The organism is Kitasatospora sp. MY 5-36 (assembly GCF_001182915.1).
Classification (GTDB): domain Bacteria; phylum Actinomycetota; class Actinomycetes; order Streptomycetales; family Streptomycetaceae; genus Kitasatospora.
The window spans coordinates 1-1,401 of record NZ_LFVW01001204.1; the positions used below are offsets into that span (position 1 = coordinate 1).

General features: G+C 73.0%; 1 protein-coding gene. It reads left to right on the top strand.

Going from position 1 to position 1,401, the window contains the following annotated elements:
- Positions 1-290: 290 nt before the first annotated feature.
- Positions 291-1,401 (top strand): glycoside hydrolase family 26 protein (locus AE652_RS41415; protein ID WP_049661158.1); only part of this gene is annotated, 1,111 nt, incomplete at its 3' end.

Genomic DNA, 1,401 nt, shown 5'->3' on the forward strand with positions numbered 1-1,401 from the left:
CCCGCGCGCCCTCCCCGCGCGCCCGCCCGCCCACCTGCGCCGTCGGGGCCGTGGCCGCTCCGCCGGGTCCGCCGGAGCGGGCCGGACTGGCCCGGCCGGACCGTTACAGATCTGATACCTGAGCACCGGCCGCCGGCCGTTGCGGCAGACGGCGTTCGAATGGCGCCCACTTTAGGGTGACATTCGGCTTTTTCGTCCCCCTTCGGGCCTACTGTCGGCCAGCGGGGCGTCACGGTCCGTCCACGCCGAGACCGTGCGCCCCGCCCACGCGACGTCCGGAGGAGAGCACCATGCGAATCGGCCGCCTGACGCTGGCCGCCGCCACCCTGCTGCTGATGGCCACGGCCAGCGTCCCGGCGGGGACGCCGTTCAGCCAGACCGAACGGCACACCCTCTCCTCGGACGCCGTCGAGCCGCGCGGCGCGGCCCCCCGCCCTCCGGTCCAGCGGCCGAACCACGAGCCGCCGTTCGGCGCCTTCGTCGGCTCCTGGGACAACCACATCCCGCAGATCCGCCAGTACGCGCAGTGGCTCGGCGACGCGAACATGCAGGTCGGCCACACCTATCTGGCGGGCAACGACTGGAGCGACATCGAGGGCGAGGCGATGGTGCTCGGCCTCTGGTCGCAGTGGCGGCAGGCCGACCCGTCCCGGCTGCTGGTGCTCGGCGTGCCGATGCTGGTGCCCAACGAGGCGAACGTGCCGGACGGCGAGGTCGCCAGGCTGCTCGCCCAGGGGGAGCGCGGGGACTTCGACGCGCACTTCCTCAAGCTCGCGCGCCGGCTGGTCGCGCTGGGCGGCGCGGACACCGTGCTCACGCTCGGCTGGGAGATGAACGGCACCACCTACACCCACCGCTGCAAGCCCGACCCGTCGGCGTGGAAGGCGTACTGGCGGCGGATCGTCGGGGTGATGCGCTCGGTGCCCGGCCAGCGCTTCCGCTTCGACTTCGCCCCCAGCCGGGGCCTGGACGCCGTCCCGTGGACCAAGTGCTACCCCGGCGACGACGTGGTCGACATCATCGGCATGGACAGCTACGACCAGCCCGCCGGCGGCACCTTCGACGACTACGTGCGCGAGCCGTACGGCCTCCAGGACCAGGTGGAGTTCGCCGCCAAGCGCGGCAAGCCGGTCTCGTACCCGGAGTGGGGGCTGTTCCGCAACGGCGACAACCCCGAGTACGTGCGCCGGATGGTCGACTGGATCCGCACCCACGACACCGCCTACCAGACCGTCACCGACTACTGTCCGCACGGCTTCTTCGAGTGCGACCGCAATCCCCGCTCGGCGACGACGTTCAAGCAGCTGATGTCCGGTTCGAAGGGGGCCCCGGTGCCGGAAGGGGTGCCGGCGCCGCCCACCGCCCCGGCACCGGCTCCGGAGGACCCGCCGGACGCGCCCG